The 20,471-nt window shown below is 60.5% G+C and carries 12 protein-coding genes, 1 other RNA gene and 1 pseudogene; 3 read left to right on the top strand and 11 right to left on the bottom strand.

Annotation, left to right across the window (positions count from 1 at the left end; all coding sequences use genetic code 11):
* Positions 1-45: 45 nt before the first annotated feature.
* The 5 genes and pseudogenes from VY732_RS09610 to dnaX all read right to left on the bottom strand — a co-directional run bounded on the left by VY732_RS09610 (position 46) and on the right by dnaX (position 5,881).
* A complete protein-coding gene (locus VY732_RS09610) occupies positions 46-1,194 on the bottom strand; it encodes an acyl-CoA dehydrogenase family protein (protein WP_077571854.1) in 1,149 nt (382 codons plus the stop codon).
* A gap of 193 nt (positions 1,195-1,387) precedes the next feature.
* Positions 1,388-1,989: pseudogene (gene recR / locus VY732_RS09605) on the bottom strand (recombination mediator RecR).
* 66 nt (positions 1,990-2,055) lie between these two features.
* On the bottom strand, positions 2,056-3,090 hold the full coding sequence (locus VY732_RS09600; protein WP_331695268.1) for an NADP-dependent oxidoreductase: 1,035 nt from the start codon (positions 3,088-3,090) through the stop codon (positions 2,056-2,058).
* A gap of 276 nt (positions 3,091-3,366) precedes the next feature.
* Positions 3,367-3,705 carry a YbaB/EbfC family nucleoid-associated protein gene (locus VY732_RS09595; RefSeq protein WP_016984747.1) on the bottom strand — a complete coding sequence of 113 codons (339 nt, stop codon included), beginning with the start codon at positions 3,703-3,705 and terminating at the stop codon, positions 3,367-3,369.
* Between the two features lie 67 nt (positions 3,706-3,772).
* Positions 3,773-5,881, bottom strand: a complete 2,109-nt coding sequence (gene dnaX / locus VY732_RS09590) for a DNA polymerase III subunit gamma/tau (RefSeq protein WP_331695267.1) — start codon at positions 5,879-5,881, stop codon at positions 3,773-3,775.
* A 145-nt stretch (positions 5,882-6,026) separates the two neighbouring features.
* Here dnaX and VY732_RS09585 point away from each other — a divergent pair, with 145 nt between their 5' ends.
* A complete protein-coding gene (locus VY732_RS09585; protein WP_331695266.1) occupies positions 6,027-6,776 on the top strand; it encodes a substrate-binding periplasmic protein in 750 nt (249 codons plus the stop codon).
* Positions 6,777-6,973: 197 nt separating this feature from the next.
* Here VY732_RS09585 and ffs read toward each other — a convergent pair.
* From ffs to VY732_RS09555, 6 genes are all read right to left on the bottom strand, one after another.
* Positions 6,974-7,070: signal recognition particle sRNA small type (gene ffs, locus VY732_RS09580), an RNA gene on the bottom strand.
* 134 nt (positions 7,071-7,204) lie between these two features.
* Entirely contained in the window at positions 7,205-8,368 is a 1,164-nt protein-coding gene (locus VY732_RS09575; RefSeq protein ID WP_331695265.1) for a zinc-binding metallopeptidase family protein, read from the bottom strand.
* 171 nt (positions 8,369-8,539) lie between these two features.
* On the bottom strand, positions 8,540-10,897 hold the full coding sequence (gene ligA / locus VY732_RS09570) for an NAD-dependent DNA ligase LigA (protein ID WP_331695264.1): 2,358 nt from the start codon (positions 10,895-10,897) through the stop codon (positions 8,540-8,542).
* A gap of 161 nt (positions 10,898-11,058) precedes the next feature.
* A complete protein-coding gene (zipA, locus tag VY732_RS09565; RefSeq protein WP_331695263.1) occupies positions 11,059-11,922 on the bottom strand; it encodes a cell division protein ZipA in 864 nt (287 codons plus the stop codon).
* A gap of 261 nt (positions 11,923-12,183) precedes the next feature.
* Positions 12,184-15,672: a chromosome segregation protein SMC gene (smc, locus tag VY732_RS09560; RefSeq protein WP_331695262.1), complete on the bottom strand. Its 3,489-nt coding sequence runs from the start codon at positions 15,670-15,672 to the stop codon at positions 12,184-12,186.
* Positions 15,673-15,674: 2 nt separating this feature from the next.
* Complete coding sequence (locus VY732_RS09555; protein ID WP_038365421.1) at positions 15,675-16,334, bottom strand: GntR family transcriptional regulator; 660 nt, start codon at positions 16,332-16,334, stop codon at positions 15,675-15,677.
* 290 nt (positions 16,335-16,624) lie between these two features.
* Here VY732_RS09555 and xdhA point away from each other — a divergent pair, with 290 nt between their 5' ends.
* Positions 16,625-18,079: a xanthine dehydrogenase small subunit gene (gene xdhA, locus VY732_RS09550; protein ID WP_331695261.1), complete on the top strand. Its 1,455-nt coding sequence runs from the start codon at positions 16,625-16,627 to the stop codon at positions 18,077-18,079.
* Positions 18,072-20,471 carry a xanthine dehydrogenase molybdopterin binding subunit gene (gene xdhB, locus VY732_RS09545; RefSeq protein WP_331695260.1) on the top strand — a complete coding sequence of 800 codons (2,400 nt, stop codon included), beginning with the start codon at positions 18,072-18,074 and terminating at the stop codon, positions 20,469-20,471. Before xdhA ends, xdhB begins: the two co-directional genes overlap by 8 nt.

The following is a 20,471-nucleotide window of genomic DNA, read 5'->3' as shown; positions in this document are numbered from 1 at the left end:
GGAGCGAGCCTGCTCGCGAAGGCGTCGGTCGCCTCAACGCAAAACCTATAGCCCCATCTGCTTGCTGATGATCTCGTTCATCACCTCCCGCGTCCCGCCGCCAATCGACAAGATGCGGTTATCCCGATACAGCCGCTCCACCAGACTCTCACGCATATAACCCAGCCCGCCAAGAATCTGCACCGCCTCGGTGGTGATCCGGTCCGAGGTGTCCGTGGCAAAGTTCTTCGCCATGGAAATCTCTTTGATCACACTCTGCCCCGCCGCCATCTTCGCCGCTTGCCGGTAAGTGAATTCTCGCGAAACCTCCAGAGCCGTGGCCATCTCCGCGAGGCGATGTTTGATCACCTGAAACTTGCCGATCGGCTTGCCGAACGCTTCACGCTCGCGCGCCCATTTCAGGCTCTCTTCCAACGCTAGCTGCGAAGTCATGTTGGCCATCAACGCCAGCGCCAGTCGTTCGCTTTGAAAGTTGCCCATGATGCAGGCGAAACCCATATTCTCGGCGCCAATCAGATTTCCCACAGGCACCCGACAATCGTCGAAGAACAATTCGGCGGTGTCCGACGCCCACCAGCCCATTTTCTTCAACTGACGGCCAACGGTGAAGCCCGGCGTGCCCTTCTCGATCAGCAACAGGCTGATGCCGCCGAAACCCGGCGCACCGGTACGCACCGCGACGGTGTAGAAATCAGCGCGTACGCCACTGGTGATAAAGGTTTTGCTGCCGCTGACGCGATAGCAGTCACCGTCACGCACGGCGCGGGTTCGCAGGTTGGCGACGTCGGAACCGCCACCGGGCTCGGTGACCGCCAGGGCGCTGATCTTCTCGCCGCTGAGCACTTGCGGCACAACGCGGTCGCGGACTTCGGGACGCGCCCATTTGACGATCGGCGGCAGACCGATGTCCAGCGAGCCGAGCCCCGCTACCAGGCCGCCAGAGCCGCAGCGCATCAACTCCTCGCTGGCGGCAACCTTGGCGAACAGATCGCCTTCATGGCTGCCTCCCAGCGCTTCGGGATAGCCAATGCCGAGGATGCCCGCCGCGCCCGCCTTCAGGTACAGCTCGCGGGGGAAGCTTTCGGCTTCTTCCCACTGATCGATGTCCGGCAGGATCTCGCGCTCGACGAAGCGCCTGACGCTGTCGCGGACCAATTGATGGCTGGGATCGAAGTATTCCTGAAAGGCAGGCATGGGCGAGCTCCACGGAAGGGTTCGCCGAACTTAACCGAGCGCTTGCTTGGTTTTCAACTCAATTGTGTGAAGCAGATTGACCGAGGTGCGCCATTCGCGAGCAGGCTCGCTCCCACAATGGATTCGTGATCGACACAAAACCAATGTGGGAGCGAGCCTGCTCGCGAAGGCGTCAAATCAAACGCTACATAACTTAAAGGGAAATCGGTTTACGCCCGGCAAACGAATGCGCCAGCGTGCCGCCATCGACCAGCTCCAGCTCACCCCCAACGGCACGCCGTGGGCAATCCGCGAAGCGATCAGGCCTTTGTTGCTCAGCAACTGCGCGATGTAATGCGCCGTCGCCTCACCTTCCACCGTCGGGTTGGTCGCGAGAATGACTTCAGCAAAAGTCCCCGCCTCCTCAATCCGCGCCATCAGTTGCGGAATACCGATCGCCTCAGGCCCCAGACCATCGAGCGGCGACAAATGCCCCTTGAGCACAAAGTAGCGCCCACGGAAGCCGGTCTGCTCGACGGCATACACATCCATCGGCCCCTCGACCACACACAGCAACGTGTCGTCGCGGCGGGTATCGGCGCATTGCGGACAGAGATCGTCTTCGGTCAGCGTGCGGCACTGGCGGCAGTGACCGACCCCTTCCATGGCCTGGCTCAGGGCCTGGGCCAGACGCAAGCCGCCGCTACGGTCACGCTCGAGCATCTGCAACGCCATGCGCTGGGCGGTTTTCTGACCCACGCCCGGCAGAGTGCGCAAGGCGTCGATCAGTTGGCGAATCAAAGGGCTGAAGCTCATGGGTAAAAAGTCCGACAAAACAACGAGACGCGGTTTATACCCGCGCCTCCGGCCAGCGTCAAATACTCAGTCCTGGGCGACCTTCACCACCAGTTTGCCGAAGTTGCGCCCCTCCAGCAGACCGATAAACGCCTCGGGCGCCTGCTCCAGGCCACCGACCACGTCCTCGCGGAACTTCACCTTGCCGTCGCGCACCCACGGCACCATGTGGCTGATGAATTCCGGCTGGCGATCACCGTAGTCATCGAACACGATGAAGCCCTGAATCCGCAGGCGTTTGGTCAGCAGAGTGCGTTGCAGCATCGGCAGACGATCCGGGCCTTGCGGCGCTTCGGAGGCGTTGTAACCGGCGATCAGCCCGCACAGCGGAATGCGCGCCTTGGGGTTGAGCAACGGCACCACGGCGTCGAATACATGACCGCCGACGTTCTCGTAATAGATGTCAATGCCATCGGGACAGGCCTTGGCTAATTGCTCAGCAAAATCGGGCGCCTTGTGATCGATGCAGGCATCAAAACCCAGCTCTTCGACCACGTATTTACACTTCTCGGCACCGCCGGCCACGCCGACCGCGCGCAGGCCTTTGATCTTCGCCACTTGCCCGACCACCGAACCGACCGCGCCGGAAGCCGCAGCCACGACCAGCGTTTCGCCTTCTTTAGGCTGACCGATGTCCATCAAGCCCATGTACGCGGTCATCCCCGGCATGCCCAACACGCCCAGCGCCATCGACGGGCTCGGCAGCCCGGCAGGGATCGGGATGATGTTGCGACCGTCGCTGATGCTGTGGCTTTGCCAACCGGTGGCGCCGACCACCAGATCGCCTTTATGGAATTTCGGATGACGTGAATCCTCGACACGGCTGACCGCGCCGCCGGTCATCACTTCACCGATTTGTACCGGCGCGGCGTAGGACGGTGCGTCGCTCATGCGCCCGCGCATGTAGGGATCGAGGGACAGGTACAGGGTTTTCAACAATACCTGGCCGTCCTGCAGATCCGGCAAGGCTTCGCGTTCGAGGCGGAAGTTTTCCGGGGTCGGCGCACCGACCGGACGTGAGGCGAGGACAAAGCGCTGGTTGAGGGTGAGAGGGTCGGACATGTCAGCGTCTCCTGTGAAGGGTTAATTCAGCGGGTATAGGGAGCAGACCGTTGAGGCTTTTGCGCGTTCGATGTTTATTCAGTTGGCCGGGATTGATCGTTCCCATGCTCCGCGTGGGAATGCCGCAACGGACGCTCCGCGTTCGGCTCTGGACTTGGAACGCGGAGCGTCCCGGGCTGCATTCCCACGCAGAGCGTGGGAACGATCAGTCAGAAATAAAAATGCCAGGCGCGATGCCTGGCATTTTGTGTAGCTCATCTGCCGCCGGTTGGCGAATCAGAATGGCAGTTTCATACCGGCCGGCAGGTTCATGCCAGCAGTCATGTTGCCCATTTTGTCCTGACTGTTCTTTTCGATCTTGCGCACTGCGTCGTTGACGGCGGAGGCGATGACCGCTTCCAGCATTTCTTTGTCATCTTCGCTCATGCCTTCAACCAGGCTTGGGTCGATGCTCACGCTTTTGACGTCGTGACGACCGGTCATCACCACGGTGACCATATCGCCGCCGGCCTTACCGGTGACTTCGGCGTTGGCCAGTTCTTCCTGCATCTTGGCCATTTTTTCCTGCATCTGCTGTGCCTGCTTCATCAGGCCGGCCATGCCACCTTTCATCATGGGAATCACCTCAAAAGTACTTGGATCAAAACAGCGCCCGGCCAGCGAGGCCGGGCACCTTCAGTTATTAGCCTTGGGCGACCAAGGCATCGACAGGTTCAATAGTATCGTGTCGCACCACTGCGCCGAACTGCTGAACCATCTGCTGGATGAACGGATCGCCGTGGATCGACTCCTCCGCCTCGCGCTGACGGTTGGCGCGCCGACGGGACGCCGCTTGCGCCGGGGTTTCCTGCTCGGGCTTGATCAGCTCGATGGTGAGGCTCAGCGTGCGGCCATGGAACTGGTTCAACGCGTCGTTGAGGCGTCGCTGCTGCGTGGCGTTGAACAGTGCGCTGTGCGCCGGGTCGAGGTGCATCAGCCAATGGTCGCCATCGACGGCGATCAATGTGCAATTGGCGGCGATGCTGCCCGTCATGCCGGAGATCGGCAGTTTCGGGAACAGCTCCAGCCATTGCAACGCCAAGCCAGTGGCCGGTGCCGCAGCCGGTTCTGGCTCGGGTTCCGGTTCGGGATCAGCGGCGTGTTCGCTGGCCAACTCGTCGAGGTAGCTGTACGCCGAATCCATGTCCGGTTCGATGTAATCCTCGTCCAGCGGCGGCTCGTCGTCCATGTCCATGCCCGGCGTGGCGGCATCGACCTCGGCGACCGACGGCTCGGGAATCGGTGCGGCGGCCCGTTCTGGAGCTTCCGGAACGACGCTGTCCGGGGTCGGCAACGGCATCGGCGGCAACTCGGGTTGCTCGGCGGTGGTTTCCAGCACCGGTTCGACGGCGGGTTGCTGCGCGGGTTCGGGCTCTGGCTCCGCCTCGGGCTCTACCGGGTCATTCCACGGCAGGTCGACGACGGCTTCGGCAACGACAGGCGCAGGCTCAGGTTCTGGCGCGGCAACAGGAGCAACCGGCGCGGGCTCGGGAGCTGGTGCTGGTGCTGGTGCTGGTGCTGCCACGGGTGCCGGAGCTGGAGCCGGCGCAACAGCCGCAGCGACTACCGGCGCAGGCTTAGGCGCGGCAGCCACGGAGTTTGCGGAATCAACTGTGGCCTGGCTGATCCCCACTGGCTTTAGCGGTTGCCTCGGGGCGTCCGCCGTATCTGCCGGCCGGAAGGCCAGCATCCGCAGCAGGACCATTTCGAAACCACCGCGCGGATCCGGCGCCAGCGGCAAATCGCGGCGACCGATCAGGCCCATCTGGTAATAGAACTGCACATCTTCGGCGGGCAAGGCCTGGGCCAATGCCAGCACGCGATCGCGATCGCCATGCCCGTTGTCGACACCTTCCGGCAACGCCTGAGCGATGGCCACCCGGTGCAATACGTTGAGAATTTCCGAGAGCACGCCGTTCCAGTCCGGGCCTTGCTCGGCCAGATGACGCACGCCTTCGAGCAGCGCCTTGGCATCGCCCTCGATCAACGAATGCAGAACGTCATAGACCTGACCGTGATCCAGCGTACCGAGCATCGCCCGTACGTCGGTGGCGAGCACCTTGCCTTCACCGAAGGCAATCGCCTGATCGGTCAGGCTCATGGCGTCACGCATCGAACCGTCAGCGGCGCGACCGAGCAACCACAGTGCATCATCTTCGAACGGTACGTTTTCGGCAGTGAGAACGTGGGTCAAATGCTCGACCACACGCTCCGGCGTCATGTTCTTCAGCGAGAACTGCAGGCAGCGCGACAAAATCGTTGCCGGAAGTTTCTGCGGGTCAGTGGTCGCGAGGATGAACTTGACGTACGGCGGCGGTTCTTCGAGGGTTTTCAACAGCGCATTGAAGGAATGGCTGGAAAGCATGTGCACTTCGTCGATCAGGTAGACCTTGAAGCGCCCACGGCTTGGCGCGTACTGCACGTTGTCGAGCAGTTCGCGGGTGTCTTCGACCTTGGTGCGGCTCGCGGCGTCGATCTCGATCAGGTCGACGAAACGACCCTCGTCGATTTCACGGCACACCGAGCACTCGCCGCACGGGCTGGAAGTGATACCTGTCTCACAGTTCAGGCATTTGGCAATGATCCGCGCAATCGTGGTTTTACCCACCCCGCGCGTACCGGTGAACAGGTACGCGTGGTGCAGCCGCTGGCTGTCCAAGGCATTGATCAGAGCCTTGAGCACATGGGTCTGGCCGACCATTTCGCGGAACGAGCGCGGACGCCATTTACGTGCAAGAACCTGATAACTCATCGAAAACCGTCGCAACGAAGGAAGCTGAAGCGGCTAATGCTAGCGGAGCAAGGGCAAAATTGCATCCGGTGTCCTCGTCTAATATGGCTAAGCTGCATCAGCAGAGGCTTTTATCGGCTCGGGATCGGGAATTACCGGAGCGTTTATGCGGTGGGCCGTGGGGGCGTTGCTGGGAATCAGCCTGAATGTGACGGCAGCGCAAGCCCCGTTGCGCTTCGCCATGCCCGACAGCTGGGCGATGCCGATGGTGCAATACGAACGCGGCCGCCCGACCCAGGGCATCCTTTACGATCTGATGCTCAGCCTGGCCACGCAGGTCGGCGTACCGGCCGAGTTTCACGTCCTGCCCCGCGCCCGCGTGCAGAGCGCCATGGAACATGGCGAGATCGACGTGCGCTGCTATGCCGCACAGTCGTGGCTGCCGAATCAGTCGGGGGATTACATCTGGAGTCTGCCGTTGTTCTTCCAGCGCGATCTGTTGATCAGCCGCAAGGATCAACCTGCCAGTGTCGTCCCCGCGCATTTGCCCCGCCAATCCATCGGCACCGTTCTGGGCTACACCTACCCTACCCTGCAACCGCTGTTTGATACTGATCGGCTGCAACGCGAAGATGCGCGCAATCAGGAGCAGGTGCTGGAGAAACTGCTGGCCGGGCGTTATCGCTATGCGGTGAGTAATCAGTGGACGCTGGACTGGTTTAACCAGCGCTTGATGCCGGAGCAACAACTGCAAGGGGTAGCGGTGTTGCAGGAGCAGAAGGTCGGTTGTTATGTAAGGAATGATCCGAAGGTGCCGGTGCAGCGGATATTGCGCACGTTGTTGCGGATGAAGATGTCGGGGGAGATTGATGAGATTATCCGGCTCTACACCGGGTCCTCTGAAGCCATCCCATAACCCCTTGTAGGAGTGAGCCTGCTCGCGATGGCGTCCTGTCAGCCAATAATGAATTAACTGATCCACCGCCATCGCGAGCAGGCTCACTCCTACAGGGGATTTGTGTCGGTTTGGCAAATCGCAGACACAAAAAAACCGCAGTGGGCGAAACCCATGCAGTTCTGTTTGAAGCGTTCGATTGTTCGTTAAGGTGGTAACCCCACCAGCCACACCCCGGCACACAATGTTCCCGCTGTGGCTGCTGCCTTCCGGCTCTGACCAGGTTCACGGGTAATCGTTGCGGGGGGACCGATGGGGTCACCATAACGACGCTTGCCTGTCGGCGAGCCGCGCCATTGTACCTATCTGAGACGAAGTTACAACCGTTGGTTGCAGATTAAAAATATGAATTGCTTCAAGGACATAAAGATCGCAGCCCACGCCAGTGCCTACAGGGCCAACACCTCATCCGCCCTGCCCCCCGCCTGCTGGATCACCAGATGAATGAAGTGCAGCTTGGCAATCGCCGGTGCTGGCAGCACGAACGGGTAGAAATCCGGCTGCCCCATGCTGCGTGACAGCTCATTGAGCATCCCGGCCAGTTCGATCCACGCGTTGACGAACGACAGAAACGCCTCGCCACCGGGATGCTCCGGGTCATACAGCGTGCTGGTCGGAAACGGCTGATAGTCGAAATCCATTTCCCGCGCGCTCATGCCAAAACCCAGCGCGGTGTCCACCGCGTCCATCATATGCAGGTAGTGCGCCCAGGTTTCCGCCCAGTCTTCCCACGGGTGCATGGTTGCGTAGGCGCTGACGTAGTGCTGCGGCCAGTCCAGCGGCGCGCCTTGTTGATAGTGACGATCAAGCGCCTCGGCGTAACTGGCGCGTTCGTCGCCGAACAGGCTGCGGAATGAATCGAGCCAGGGGCCGTTGGCGATCAGGCGATCCCAGTAGTAATGGCCAACCTCATGACGAAAATGCCCGAGCAGTGTGCGGTAGGGTTCATGCATCGCCGCCCTCACCTGCTCACGGTGGGCGTCGTCGGCTTCTTTTATGTCGAGGGTGATCAGGCCGTTGGCGTGGCCGGTCATCGGTGCGTTGCCTTCGAGGTCGACGCCAATGAAGTCGAACGCCAACCCGGTGTCTTCATCAACGCTTTTCGGGATGACTTGCAGGCCGAGGGTGATCAGTTGCGCGACTAGGCGACGCTTGGCAATTTCGACTTTGCGCCAGCGTTCGGGGTTGTCCGGATCGGACAGGTCGGGGATGGTGCGATTGAGGCTGCAGGCGACGCACAGGCTGTCGTGTTCGTTGGCCGGCAGCAGCCAGTTGCACGCGGCGGCTGTGTCGAGGTTGGCGCAGCGGCGAAACAGTCCGGCCTCGGGGTCGGCATCGAGCGTCCAGGTGCCCTCATACGGCCCCGGTTGCAGCGAAGTCAGGCGACTTTCTTCCGGTTGATAACCGAGTAAAGCGTTACAGGCCAGGCACTGGCTGTTGCGAAAGAACAGCGACTGGCCGCAGCGGCACGGCCAGACTTTGCTGTTGCGTGAGGATTCGCCCATGAACGGCGCGATGATGCGGGAACTGAGCTGCTCGAAAAAGCGGTGCATGGCGATCTCTCCCTGGGGCTTGCCAAGACTAGATCATTCCCATGACAACATCGTTCCCGCGCTTTGCTGATCGTTCCAACGCTCTGCGTGGGAATGCATCCAGTGACGCTCTGCGTCACAGCGGACGCGGAGCGTCCGGAGCGGCATTCCCACGCGGGAGCGTGGGAACGATCAGACGTTCAGGCCGTGGGTTTTGAGGAAGGCGATGAAGGTTTCTTCGTCCATCACTTTCACACCCAGCTCATTGGCCTTGGTCAATTTGGAACCGGCACCGGGGCCTGCGACGACGCAATGAGTCTTCGCCGACACCGAACCCGCGACTTTGGCGCCCAGGCTTTCCAGATGCTCCTTGGCGACATCACGGCTCATCAGCTCAACCTTGCCGGTCAGCACCCAGGTTTCGCCGGACAACGGCAGGCCTTCGACGACTTTCTTCTCGCTCTGCCAGTGCATGCCGAAATCGCGCAGTTGCTTTTCGGACTCTTCAGCTAACTGACGATGCTCCGGAACAGCAAAAAACTCGCGAACCGAATTCGCCTGTTTCTCCGGCAAGGCCTGACGCATGTCCAGCCAGTCAGCATTCATCACCGCTTCCAGCGAACCGAACTTGTCCGCCAGTTTCTGCGCGCCACCGGGGCCGACCGAAGGAATGTGCAGCTTGTCGAGGAAGCCACCGAGCGTGGTGCTGGCGGCAAACTCGGCGCCCAGTTCACCCTGGTCCTGAATCTGCAAACCATGGCCGAGCAATTCGGTAATCACCTGCTGGTTATGCGCATCTTCAAAGAAGCTGTGAATCTCGTGCGCCACTTCCAGCCCGACGTCCGGCAGGTAGGTCAGCACTTGCGGCAGCGCCTGCTGCACACGCTCCAGCGAACCCAGCGAGCGCGCCAGCACCTTGGCCGTCTCTTCGCCGACATCGGGAATCCCCAGTGCATAGATGAAGCGCGCCAGCCCCGGCTTCTTGCTGTCTTCAATGGCCGCGAGCAACTTGTTGCTGGAGACTTCGGCAAAGCCTTCCAGATCGACGATGTCATCAAACTTCAGCGCATACAGATCCGCCGGCGAACTGACCAGACCTTCATCGACCAGTTGCTCGACGCTCTTGTCGCCCAGACCTTCAATGTCCATCGCCCGACGGGAGACGAAGTGAATGATCGCCTGCTTCAGTTGCGCGCCACAGGCCAGACGGCCGACGCAGCGATAAACCGCGCCTTCACTGACGGTTTCCTTGCCCTTGCTGCGCTTGATCAGTTGCGTGCGCTCGACGTGCGAACCACAGACCGGACAGCTTTCCGGGATCGCCACTGGCCGCGCGTTTTCCGGGCGGCGATCCATAACCACTTGTACGACTTGCGGAATCACATCACCGGCGCGACGGATGATCACGGTGTCGCCGATCATCAAGCCCAGACGCGCGACTTCATCCATGTTGTGCAGCGTGGCGTTGGCCACGGTGACGCCGGCAACCTTCACCGGTTTCAGACGCGCCACCGGGGTGACAGCACCGGTACGACCAACCTGGAATTCCACGTCGAGCAGCTCGGTGAGTTCTTCCATCGCCGGGAATTTATGCGCAATCGCCCAACGCGGTTCGCGGGCGCGAAAGCCCAGTTCGCGCTGATCGGCAATGCTGTTGACCTTGAATACCACGCCGTCGATTTCATAGGTCAGCGAGTTTCGACGCTCGCCGATATCGCGGTAGTAATCCAGGCATTCGCCGATACCCTTGGCCAGTTTCAGTTCGTGACTGATCGGCATGCCCCACTTCTGCAGTTGCTTGAGGTTGCCGATGTGCGTGTCGGCAATATCGTGGGAAACCTGACCGATGCCATAGCAGCAGAATTCCAGCGGACGGTTGGCGGTGATCTTCGAATCCAGCTGACGCAAGCTGCCAGCGGCGGCGTTGCGCGGGTTGGCGAAGGTCTTGCCGCCAACTTCCAGTTGCGAGGCATTAAGGCGTTCGAAACCGGCCTTGGACATGAACACTTCACCGCGCACTTCCAGGGTCGCCGGCCAGCCTTCACCGTGCAACTTCAGCGGGATGTTGCGCACGGTGCGCACGTTGACGCTGATATCTTCGCCGGTGGTGCCGTCGCCGCGGGTGGCGCCGCGTACCAGCACGCCATCCTGATAGAGCAGGCTGACCGCCAGGCCATCGAGTTTCGGCTCACAGCTGTATTCCACCGCCGCACTGCCGCCGAACAAATCGTCGACCGGCAGATCCAGACCTTCAGTGACGCGGCGATCGAACTCGCGCATGTCGCTTTCTTCGAAGGCGTTGCCGAGGCTGAGCATCGGCACTTCGTGACGCACCTGGGTGAACGCGGTCAGTGCCACGCTGCCAACGCGCTGGGTCGGCGAATCACTGGTGATCAATTCCGGATTGGCCGCTTCCAGTGCCTTGAGCTCGTGGAACAACCGGTCGTACTCGGCGTCCGGAATGCTCGGCTCGTCGAGGACGTGATAACGGTAGTTGTGCTGATCGAGTTCAGCGCGTAGCTCGAGAATGCGGTTTTTGGCGGCGGTCATGGGGTGTTCTCTCATAAAGCAAAAGAGCAGCCGAGGCTGCTCTAATTCATCTATCTGTGGCAGCAGAAGCAAAAGATCGCAGCCTTCGGCAGCTCCTACAGACATCGCATTCCTGTAGGAGCTGTCGAGTGAAACGAGGCTGCGATCTTTTGATCTTGGCCTTAGCGCTTCTGGGTCAGGGCGCGACGTTCGAATTCAACGATGCGCTGACGGTAGTGCTCAATCGTTTGTGCGGTCAGAACGCTGCGCTGGTCATCTTTCAGCTCACCGTTCAGTTCCTGCGACAGCTTGCGGGCTGCGGCCACCATCACATCGAAGGCCTGCTTCGGATGGCGCGGGCCTGGCAGGCCGAGGAAGAAGCTCACCGCCGGGGTGCTGAAATGGTCGATGTCGTCCAGATCAAAGATGCCCGGTTTGACCGCATTGGCCATGGAGAACAGCACCTCACCGTTGCCGGCCATGCTTTCGTGGCGGTGGAAAATATCCATCTCGCCAAAACGCAGACCGCTTTCGAGAATGTTCTGCAACAGCGCCGGGCCTTTGAAGCCGGCAGCGTCGCGGCAGATCACGCTGATCACCAGCACTTCTTCAGCTTGCGGCTGGTCTTTGTCGACCACCGCCGGCGAAGGCTTGATGTCGTCAGCGAAATCGTCGTCACGACTGCTGAAGCTCGGGCCGCCGTCCAGATCCAGGTCGAGGTTCAGGTCGCCCTGAGCCGGACCGTTGCTGCCACGCTTGCCACGTTTCGAGCCGGATTCGCGAGGCTCGCGTGCTTCGCGGGCCGGCATGCTCACCGACGGCAGGTCGTGTTCGTCCAGCTGTGGTTCCTTATGGTTGTCCAGTACACGGGCCGGGCCCAACAGCTCAGCGCTGGTGTCCTCGTCCGGCAGGTTGGACAGACTTCGGTCAAGACGGAATTTCAGTTTTCCCTTGCCGCCGCGCATACGGCGCCAGCCATCGAAAAGAATACCGGCTATCACAATGATGCCGATGACGATCAGCCACTCGCGCAGACCGATTTCCATGTAATCCCGTGCCTCTATAAAAAATGCTGAAAAATAAGGGGTTTACATTGTGCAAACCGCTTTAAAACGTGGCGCCAACTCTATGTTCTGACAGGCGTTTTGCCCACGTATACGAAAAATTGACATTAAACTAGCACGACCAAAGACAACTTTACACCGTCTGTCTCATTTGGCTTGCGCGAATATGTCGATTGGCCAGCAAGTCGCAGTTGGTAAAAAAGTCCTACAGCCCTGAATTACCTTTTCCGACACCACGCTGACTCAGGCGTCCACCATCGCCATCGCCTCCTCGACATCCACGGCTACCAGTCGCGAACAACCCGGTTCATGCATCGTCACGCCCATCAACTGCTCGGCCATTTCCATGGCGATCTTGTTGTGGGTGATATAGATGAACTGCACGGTCTGCGACATCTCTTTGACCAAGCGTGCGTAGCGTCCAACGTTAGCGTCATCCAGTGGCGCGTCAACCTCATCGAGCATGCAGAACGGCGCCGGGTTCAATTTGAAGATGGCAAAAACCAGTGCCAGCGCGGTCAGGGCTTTTTCCCCACCGGAGAGCAAATGGATGGTGCTGTTCTTCTTCCCTGGCGGCTGCGCCATGATCGTTACCCCTGTATCGAGTAGATCTTCGCCCGTCAGTTCCAAATACGCCCGTCCGCCACCGAAAACTTTTGGAAAAAGTGCCTGTAAACCACCGTTGATCTGATCAAAGGTATCTTTGAAGCGGTTACGGGTTTCCTTGTCGATCTTGCGAATGACGTTCTCAAGCGTCTCCAGCGCTTCGACCAGATCGGCGTCTTGAGCATCCAGATAACGTTTACGCTCGGACTGTTGCGTGTATTCATCGATGGCCGCGAGGTTGATCGCGCCCAGGCGCTGAATCCGCGCGTTGATGCGTTCGAGTTCTTCTTCGGCTTCGCGTTCACTGGCTTGCGCGGTTAATGTCGCGAGCACGCCGTTGAGATCGTAGCCGTCTTCGAGCAATTGATCCTGCAAAGCCTTGCGGCGCACGGTCAGGGCCTGCCATTCCATGCGTTGCTGTTCGAGCTGGCCACGAATCAACTGCGATTGCTGCTCAGCCTGAGTCCGGCGTTTTTCCGCGTCGCGCAATTCGCGGTCGGCGTCTTCGAGGGCGATCTGCGCGGTCTTGAGTTCTTCGTCGACGGTCATGCGCTTGTCGAGCAGTTCTTCGAGCTTCAGGCGCAGCTCTTCCAGCGGCGCCTCGCCCTCCTCCAGATTCAGACTCAACTGTTCGCGCTTTTCAGTGAGGCGCTCGGCCTGCATTTCCAGACGCTCAAGCGCCTGACGCGTGGAGTCGTGCTGCGCGCGCAACGAGCCAAGACGCACGGCCAGTTGATGGGCGTGATCCTTGTGCTGCCGCGCCTCCTGGCGCACGCGGTCAAGGCGTTCGCGCAGGCTGTCGCGTTGGGCCAGCAGCAACTCACGCTGCTCGGTGTCCAGCGCCATGGCATCCAGCGCTTCCTGCAATTGCATGCGCGCTTCGCCGATCTGTTCGTGCTCGAGTTCGCGTTGCTCGCCGAGTTCGACCAGCTCTTCATCAAGACGCGAGCGACGCAACGTCAACTGTTCGGCCTTGGCTTTGCCAGCGGACAGCTGTGCTTTCAACTCGCCTTGCTGACGCGCTTCGTCTTGCAGCAAACGACGCAAATGTTCGCGACCGTTTTCCTGCTGACGCTGTTGCGCGCGCAGGGTTTGCAGACGGGTTTCCATGGCTTCGACCGTGGCTTCTTTCTCTTCACGCTCGAGGTGCAGCGCTTCGATTTCCTGGCCCCGGGCGAGCATGCCGCTTTCCGCTTCGCTGGCTCGACGCACACGTAAAAAGTGCCGACCGACCCAGTAACCGTCGCGGCTGATCAGGCTCTCGCCAGCGCTCAATTGCCCACGCAAGGCCAAGGCCTGCTCAAGGCTGTCGACCGGTTTGACCTGACCGAGCCACGGCGACAGATCGATCTGCGTGTCGACCTTGTCGAGCAAGCTGCCCGCCACACGCACGCCATCGCTGGCCGGGCTGAGCAGGCGCAGATCGCCCTGGGTGAAACCGGATAAATCGAAACCGCTGAAATCGTCGACCAGCACCGCTTGCAGATCAGAGCCGAGCACGGTTTCCACCGCCAGTTCCCAACCGGCCTCGACCTTCAGGCCTTCGGCCAGACGTGGACGCTCGGCGAGATTGTGCTCCTTCAGCCATTCGGCGGTGCCGGTGCCCGGATCGAGCGCGGCTTGCTGCAAGGCTTCGAGGGACGCAAGGCGACCGTTAAGACGCTGCAAATCACCCTGCGCCTGTTGCTGCGCGGTCAGCGCTTGCTGCAATTCCTGACGCAGTTGTTCAAGCTTTTCGACCTGCGCTTCTTCGCTGGTCTGCAAATCTTCGAGGGTCGCTTCGGACTCGGCGAGCTGCTCGTTGAGTTCCATGATCGCCGCATCTTCCGGGTCGGCCGAGAGCAACGCGCGCTCTTCGCCAAGACGCTTTTGCCGGTCAGCAAGACGCTCCATGCTGGTTTCCAACTGCTGGATGCGCGACTGCTGCACTTCGGCCTGACGGCGCGGTTCGGCGGCGGTCAGGTTGAAGGCGTCCCACTGCTCCTGCCAGCCGTGCATGACCGATTCGGAATCTTCCAGCGCAGCGGCAGCCTCCTCGGCGGCGGCGCTGGTGACTTCCTGCTCGGGGGTGAGCATGTCCAGCTCTTCGCCGAGGGTCAGCAGCAACGTGCGGTCGTGGCCCAGGTGCGACTCGGTTTCCAGACGGGCGCGCTCGGCTTCTTTCAAGTCGTCCTGCAACTGCCGCAAACGCTGCTGGCCGTGCTGGATGCTCTGCTCGACCCGGGCGATATCGCCGCCGACCGAATAGAAGCGCCCCTGCACCAGATTGAAGCGTTCGGACAGGTCATGGTGACCGTCGCGCAGGCGCTCGATGGCCGCGTCAGCATTACGCTGCTCGGCGACCAGCGCTTCGAAACTGATTTCCTGGGTGCCGATGATCGACTCGCGCTGGCCAACCTGATCATTCAGATCCTGCCAGCGCAGGGCCGACAGTTGCGCCTTGAGCTGACGCTCCTCGGCTTTGAATTCTTGGTACTTCTTCGCCGCTTCGGCCTGACGGTGCAGGCGTTCGAGTTGACGTTCCAGTTCGTCGCGCAGGTCGGTCAGACGTGCGAGGTTTTCGTGGGTGCGGCGGATGCGGTTTTCAGTCTCGCGGCGGCGCTCTTTATATTTCGAGATGCCGGCCGCTTCTTCGATGAAGTTACGCAGGTCTTCCGGCTTGGATTCGATCAGCTTGGAGATCATCCCCTGCTCGATGATCGAATAGCTGCGCGGGCCCAGACCGGTGCCGAGGAAGATATCGGTGATGTCGCGGCGACGGCATTTGGTGCCGTTGAGGTAATACGTGGTCTGGCTGTCGCGGGTGACTTTGCGGCGAATCGAGATCTCGGCGTAGGCGGCGTACTCGCCCAGCAGCGTGCCGTCGGAGTTGTCGAAGACCAGCTCGATGCTGGCCTGACTCACCGGTTTACGGCTGGTCGAACCGTTGAAGATGACGTCGGTCATCGACTCGCCACGGAGGTTCTTCGCCGAACTCTCGCCCATCACCCAGCGTACGGCGTCGATGATGTTGGACTTGCCGCAACCGTTCGGCCCGACGACCGCCGCCATGTTACTGGGGAAGTTTACCGTGGTCGGGTCGACGAAGGATTTGAATCCCGCCAGTTTGATGCACTTGAGCCGCACGCTTAGGCAACCGTCAGCGCGGAAACCACCAGATCGCAGCTGCGCTGGGCGTACGCCGTCAGCACGATGCGGATCTGCGGCAAATCACGGGCAAGCACGGCGGCCAGCAGGCGTTCGAACAGTTCGAGGAACTCGCTCATTGAGGCCTTGCGCTGTTCGAGGGCGAGAAAGTAAGCGCGGCTCATGGCCGGCTGCAGGTTCTCGACCGTTTCTTGCAGGTACGGGTTGTTGGCGAACGGATAAGCGGCGCGCATCACGCTGAAGCTGTCGTCGACGAAGCTGCGGATATCCTGACGCTCATAGCTGGCGGTGAGGCGCTGCTGGATCTGCACGAACGGCGCCATGTCCGACTGCACTTGCCAGCCATTGGCCACCGAGTTGCCGAGCAGGATGTACAGCTCGCTCATCAGCGTGCACAGGCTCTGCACCTTGTGCGGCGTCAGCTCGGTGACGTGCGCACCACGACGCGGCAGGATCGCGATCAGGTGACGGCGTTCGAGGATCAGCAAGGCTTCGCGGACCGAGCCGCGGCTGACATTGAGGGCCAGCGTGACCTTCTGTTCCTGGATGCGCTCTCCCGGCTTCATTTCGCCACGAATGATGCGTTCGGCGAGGTGGTGAGCGATTTGCTCGGCGAGGCTGTCCGGCGCCTTGAACGTCATGGTTGTCCTTCAAACTCTATCGATCTGCACAAGCGGCGCAGTGTAGCGCAAATGCACGGTCATGGCGGAGTGCCCACTCAGCGGTTTTTGGCACGAATCCCGCAGTTTTCTTTAGAAAACCAAACAAAAAACCAGGCTGACCGATGAAGGTCAATACTGAATAGACACGTTGTTGATCGACGAAATGCTTTTTCCTGACCTTTAAGTCAGAAAACCATTGACCGAAAAGTCAGACCTGCTAAATTCGGCTCAAGTCGGTTAACAACAATAATGAGTCTGCGAGGCCTTCCGTGATCCAGTTTTTACTTAACCAGGAACTCCGTAGCGAGCACGCCCTGGACCCGAATCTGACTGTGCTCAATTACCTGCGTGAACACGTGGGCAAGTCCGGCACCAAAGAAGGTTGCGCCAGCGGTGACTGCGGCGCCTGCACCGTGGTGGTCGGCGAGTTGCAAACGGATGACGCTGGCCGCGAACACATTCGCTATCGCAGCCTCAACTCGTGCCTGACCTTTGTCTCGTCGCTGCACGGCAAGCAATTGATCAGCGTCGAAGACCTCAAGCACCAAGGTGAACTGCACAGCGTGCAGAAAGCCATGGTCGAGTGCCACGGCTCGCAGTGCGGTTTCTGTACCCCCGGTTTCGTCATGTCGCTGTTCGCCCTGCAAAAGAACAGCGATGCACCGGATCACGCCAAGGCTCACGAAGCGCTGGCCGGCAACCTTTGCCGTTGCACCGGCTACCGACCGATTCTGGCGGCTGCCGAGCAATCCTGCTGCGGCAAGCAACCGGATCAGTTCGATGCCCGCGAAGCGGAAACCATCGCCCGACTGAAAACCATCGCCCCGACCGATATCGGCGAACTCAACAGCGGCGACAAACGCTGCCTGGTGCCGCTGACCGTCGCTGATCTGGCCGATCTCTACGACGCTTATCCACAAGCGCGTCTGCTCGCCGGCGGCACCGATCTGGCACTGGAAGTCACCCAGTTCCACCGCACCCTGCCGGTGATGATCTACGTCGGCAACGTCGCGGAAATGAAACGCATCGAAACCTTCGATGACCGCATCGAAATCGGCGCTGCCACCGCCCTCTCCGACTGCTACGAAGCATTGAATGCCGAGTACCCGGACTTCGGCGAGCTGCTGCACCGCTTCGCCTCACTGCAAATCCGCAACCAGGGCACCCTCGGCGGCAACATCGGCAACGCCTCACCGATTGGTGATTCGCCACCGCTGCTGATCGCCCTCGGCGCACAGGTAGTGCTGTGCAAAGGCGAAACTCGCCGCACCCTGAACCTCGACGATTACTTCATCGACTACAAGGTCACGGCCCGTCAGGAAAGTGAATTCATCGAAAAGATCATCGTCCCGCGCGCCAGCGCCGAGCAGCTGTTCCGTGCCTACAAAGTCTCCAAGCGTCTGGACGATGACATCTCCGCCGTCTGCGCCGCGTTCAACCTGCGCGTCGAAAACGGCGTGATCACCGATGCACGCATGGCTTTCGGCGGTATGGCCGCGATCCCGAAACGCGCTGCCCACTGTGAAGCCGCGCTGATCGGTGCGCCGTTCACCAACACGGTGGTCGAACGCGCCTGCGCCGCACTGGCGGAAGATTTCACGCCGCTCTCGGACTTCCGCGCCAGCAAGGAATATCGCCTGCTCAGCGCGCAGAACCTGCTGCGTAAATACTTCATCGAACTGCAAACACCGCACATCGAGACTCGGGTGACCGCTTATGTCTAACCATCACGGCGTAGAAAAAACCCAGGCTGAACTGGCTGAACTGTTCGCCAAGGATCTGACCTCCGGTGTCGGCCGCAGCGTCAAGCACGACAGCGCCGCCAAGCATGTGTCCGGTGAAGCGCAGTACATTGATGACCGTCTGGAATTTCCGAACCAGTTGCACCTGTACGCACGCATGTCGGACCGCGCCCACGCGAAAATCATCAGCATCGACACCAAGCCGTGCTACGCCTTCGAGGGCGTGCGCATCGCCATCACCCACGAAGACGTGCCGGGCCTGAAAGACATCGGCCCGTTGATGCCGGGCGACCCGCTGCTGGCCATCGATGATGTGCAGTTCGTTGGTCAACCGGTGCTCGCCGTCGCCGCGAAAGATCTGGAAACCGCGCGCAAAGCGGCGATGGCCGCGATCATCGAATACGAAGACCTCGAACCTGTGCTCGACGTGGTTGAAGCCTTGCGCAAACGCCACTTCGTGCTCGACAGCCACACCCACCAGCGCGGCGATTCGGTTTCTGCGCTGGCAACCGCTGAACACCGCATTCAAGGCACGCTGCACATCGGCGGCCAAGAGCACTTCTACCTGGAGACGCAAATCTCCTCGGTGATGCCCACCGAAGACGGCGGCATGATCGTTTACTGCTCGACGCAGAACCCCACCGAAGTGCAAAAACTGGTCGCCGAAGTGCTCGACGTGTCGATGAACAAAATCGTCGTCGACATGCGCCGCATGGGCGGTGGTTTCGGTGGCAAGGAAACTCAAGCCGCCAGTCCGGCGTGCCTGTGCGCGGTGGTTGCGCACCTCACTGGCCAGCCGACCAAGATGCGCCTGCCGCGCGTCGAAGACATGCTGATGACCGGCAAGCGTCACCCGTTTTACGTCGAGTACGACGTCGGCTTCGACAGCACCGGGCGCCTGCACGGGATCAATATGGATCTGGCCGGCAACTGCGGCTGCTCGCCGGACTTGTCCGCCTCGATCGTTGACCGGGCGATGTTCCACTCCGACAACTCCTATTACCTCGGCGACGCGACCATCAACGGTCACCGCTGCAAGACCAACACCGCGTCGAACACCGCTTACCGTGGTTTCGGTGGCCCGCAGGGCATGGTCGCGATCGAAGAAGTGATGGACGCGATTGCCCGTCACCTGCACCTCGATCCGCTGGCGGTGCGCAAGGCCAACTACTACGGCAAGACCGAGCGCAACGTCACCCATTACTACCAGACCGTCGAGCACAACATGCTCGAAGAGATGACCGCCGAACTGGAAGAAAGCAGCCAGTACCACGAGCGCCGCGAAGCAATTCGTCGCTACAACGCCAACAGCCCGATCCTGAAAAAAGGTCTGGCGCTGACCCCGGTGAAATTCGGCATTTCCTTCACCGCGAGTTTCTTGAACCAGGCCGGTGCGCTGATCCACATCTACACCGACGGCAGCATTCACCTGAACCACGGCGGCACGGAAATGGGCCAAGGCCTGAACACCAAAGTCGCGCAGGTCGTGGCCGAAGTGTTCCAGGTCGAAATCGATCGCGTGCAGATCACCGCGACCAACACCGACAAGGTGCCAAACACCTCGCCGACAGCGGCGTCCAGCGGCGCTGACCTGAACGGCAAAGCGGCGCAGAACGCGGCGGAAATCATCAAGAAACGCCTGATCGAATTCGCTGCGCGGCACTACAAAGTCACCGAAGAAGACGTCGAATTCCACAACGGCCACGTGCGGGTTCGTGACCACATCCTGACCTTTGAAGCGCTGATCCAGCAGGCGTATTTCAATCAGGTGTCGCTGTCGAGCACCGGCTTCTACAAGACCCCGAAAATCTACTACGACCGCAGCCAGGCGCGTGGCCGTCCGTTCTACTACTTTGCCTTCGGCGCGGCGTGCTGCGAAGTGATCGTCGACACCCTGACCGGCGAGTACAAGATGCTGCGCACCGACATTCTTCACGACGTCGGCGCCTCGCTGAACCCGTCCATCGACATCGGTCAGGTCGAAGGTGGTTTCATCCAGGGCATGGGCTGGCTGACCATGGAAGAGCTGGTCTGGAACAACAAAGGCAAGCTGATGACCAACGGCCCGGCCAGCTACAAGATCCCAGCGGTGGCAGACATGCCGCTCGACCTGCGGGTGAAGTTGGTGGAAAACCGCAAGAACCCGGAAGACACGGTGTTCCACTCCAAGGCTGTCGGTGAACCGCCGTTCATGCTCGGGATTGCTTCGTGGTGTGCGATCAAGGATGCAGTGGCGAGCCTTGGGGATTACAAGCATCAGCCGCAGATCGATGCGCCGGCGACACCGGAGCGGGTGTTGTGGGGTTGCGAGCAGATGCGTCAGCTCAAGACTGTGAAAGCGGTTGCGGCTGAAACCGAGTTGGCTCCGCTGTAG

The sequence above is a fragment of the Pseudomonas sp. ZY71 genome (assembly GCF_036542145.1).
In the GTDB taxonomy this organism is placed as follows: Bacteria; Pseudomonadota; Gammaproteobacteria; order Pseudomonadales; family Pseudomonadaceae; genus Aquipseudomonas; species Aquipseudomonas koreensis_A.
The sequence above is the reverse complement of the archived record's forward strand: the minus strand, read 5'-3'. Positions and strand labels throughout refer to the sequence as shown.

Excerpts from the sequence above, each read along its gene's own strand:
- VY732_RS09610 (WP_077571854.1), bottom strand. The coding sequence starts at position 1,194 with ATGCCTGCCTTTCAGGAATACTTCGATCCCAGCCATCAATTGGTCCGC.
- VY732_RS09600 (WP_331695268.1), bottom strand. The coding sequence starts at position 3,090 with ATGTCCGACCCTCTCACCCTCAACCAGCGCTTTGTCCTCGCCTCACGT.
- VY732_RS09595 (WP_016984747.1), bottom strand. The coding sequence starts at position 3,705 with ATGATGAAAGGTGGCATGGCCGGCCTGATGAAGCAGGCACAGCAGATG.
- dnaX (WP_331695267.1), bottom strand. The coding sequence starts at position 5,881 with ATGAGTTATCAGGTTCTTGCACGTAAATGGCGTCCGCGCTCGTTCCGC.
- VY732_RS09585 (WP_331695266.1), top strand. The coding sequence starts at position 6,027 with ATGCGGTGGGCCGTGGGGGCGTTGCTGGGAATCAGCCTGAATGTGACG.
- VY732_RS09575 (WP_331695265.1), bottom strand. The coding sequence starts at position 8,368 with ATGCACCGCTTTTTCGAGCAGCTCAGTTCCCGCATCATCGCGCCGTTC.
- ligA (WP_331695264.1), bottom strand. The coding sequence starts at position 10,897 with ATGACCGCCGCCAAAAACCGCATTCTCGAGCTACGCGCTGAACTCGAT.
- zipA (WP_331695263.1), bottom strand. The coding sequence starts at position 11,922 with ATGGAAATCGGTCTGCGCGAGTGGCTGATCGTCATCGGCATCATTGTG.
- VY732_RS09555 (WP_038365421.1), bottom strand. The coding sequence starts at position 16,334 with ATGACGTTCAAGGCGCCGGACAGCCTCGCCGAGCAAATCGCTCACCAC.
- xdhB (WP_331695260.1), top strand. The coding sequence starts at position 18,072 with ATGTCTAACCATCACGGCGTAGAAAAAACCCAGGCTGAACTGGCTGAA.